Here is a 1,857-nt window from a genome sequence, read left to right on the forward strand (position 1 = left end):
TTTTCAACCTGCATCTGCGTGGCGATGCCCGCGTGGTCCTGGCCGGGTTGCCAGAGAGTGTCGAAGCCACGCATCCGGTGCCAACGGATAAGGATGTCCTGCAGCGTGTTGTTGAACGCGTGGCCCACGTGCAAAGCACCTGTCACGTTGGGCGGCGGGATCATGATGGTAAAGCTCTCGTCACGCGATTTGTTCGCGCCTGCCTTGAAGGCTCCGGCCTGTTCCCAGGCCTCGTAGATGCGCGCCTCGCCCTCGGCCGCGTTGAATGTCTTTTCCATCGCCATGGGGTGCGTCCTGCGTCATCAATCTTGGGTTAGTGCGTGCAATAGCGAATGGATGGCAAAAGGGGAAGGCTTTGCGCTCAAATCCACAAGGCATTCGGCCCGCCGGGATAGTGAACCACGCCACAGACGGCCGCTGGGTTGTTCAGCTACACTTGTAATGGGCAGTCACGAGACGGTGCGACCCGGTAAGTTGCGGCTTCACTGCTCATTTCGTGATCTGTCGTCAGACGGTTTCGGGAATTTTGCAATGCGTTTGAGCTTTCGAAATATATTCAGACATATGGTGGCTGTAACGATGAGGTCACGCATGCTGAACGCGTTAGTCATGATGATGCCCAAGTGCCCGCTTAGGCTTGCGACTATACTTCAAGGTCTCACGGTTTCGTTGGATCTCTTGTCCGGCATGCGGATGATACCCATCCTTGAGTGTATCTCGCCTCTACCGACACGCGGGCAAGTGATGGGCTGGCGGTTGAGCGGTGGCGGGATATGGGCGCATAGGCGTCAGTTGCCGATGCACCTTGAAGGCCAGGGCGGCGCGATGTTGAGACGCACCCTCGCAGAGTACAGGAGTGGCTGAGATATGATTCTGTCACGGTTAAGCAGAAAGCTACTTGGATGGCTCGGGCGGCCCTTACGCTCAGAGCATTCCGCCGAGGCGCTGCACCGTGAGCCGATCAGCCATGTTGTCATTCTGGACGGAACAATGTCGACGCTGGAACCCGGCTTTGAGACCCATGCCGGGCAGACGTTTCGCCTGTGTCAGGAAATGGGGCCTCAGGTTTCCGTGTTTTATGAGGCGGGCGTCCAGTGGGAAAGCTGGAAGTCTTCACTGGACGTGATGATGGGGCGGGGGATCAATCGGCAGATCCGTCGGGCCTATGGCTATCTGGCCTCGCGTTACAAACCCGGAGACCGGATTTACTTCATAGGGTATTCGCGTGGGGCCTACGGTGTTCGTAGCCTTGCGGGCGTGATCGACATGATCGGCCTGCTGAAGGCGGAACACGCGACCGAGCGGAACATCAAACAGGCCTACCGCCACTATGAATGCAACCCGAGTGGCACGGCGGCCCGCGATTTCCGCCGCAAATTTTGCCATGAGGGTGTGGCGATTGAGATGGTCGGGGTGTGGGACACGGTCAAAGCGCTGGGTCTGCGCCTGCCGCTGCTTTGGCGTTGGGCCGAGGAAAAGCACGCGTTCCACAATCATCAACTGGGCCGGGCGATCCGCCACGGATATCACGCGATGGCCCTGAACGAGACCCGCGAGGTCTATGAGCCTGTCTTGTGGAAATGCACGCCCGAGTTCAAAGGTCATGTCGAACAGGTTTGGTTTCGGGGCACCCATGGCGATGTGGGTGGTCAGTTGAACGGCTATGAAGAAGCACGCGCCCTCAGCAACATCTCTCTCATCTGGATGCTGGACAAGGCCGAGCGGCATGGGCTGCCGCTGCGGGAGGGATGGCGCGCGCGTTTTCCGACCAATGTTCAGGGGGCTTCGGTTGGGACGTGGCGCGGGTGGGGCAAGATTTTTCTTCTGCGCAAAAGACGGATAGTGGGCAAGGACCAG

2 protein-coding genes are annotated in these 1,857 nt (G+C 58.7%); one reads left to right on the forward strand and one right to left on the reverse strand.

Annotation, left to right across the window (positions count from 1 at the left end):
- On the reverse strand, positions 1–284 hold a 284-nt coding region (locus ACR0E6_RS20925), incomplete at its 3' end, for a class I tRNA ligase family protein (protein ID WP_480586907.1).
- Between the two features lie 583 nt (positions 285–867).
- On the opposite strand from ACR0E6_RS20925, the gene ACR0E6_RS20930 reads away from it, so the two are divergent.
- Positions 868–1,857, forward strand: a 990-nt coding sequence (locus tag ACR0E6_RS20930) for a DUF2235 domain-containing protein (RefSeq protein ID WP_480586910.1), incomplete at its 3' end; no start/stop codon positions are given.

This window comes from Ruegeria sp. AP12 (genome assembly GCF_056540025.1).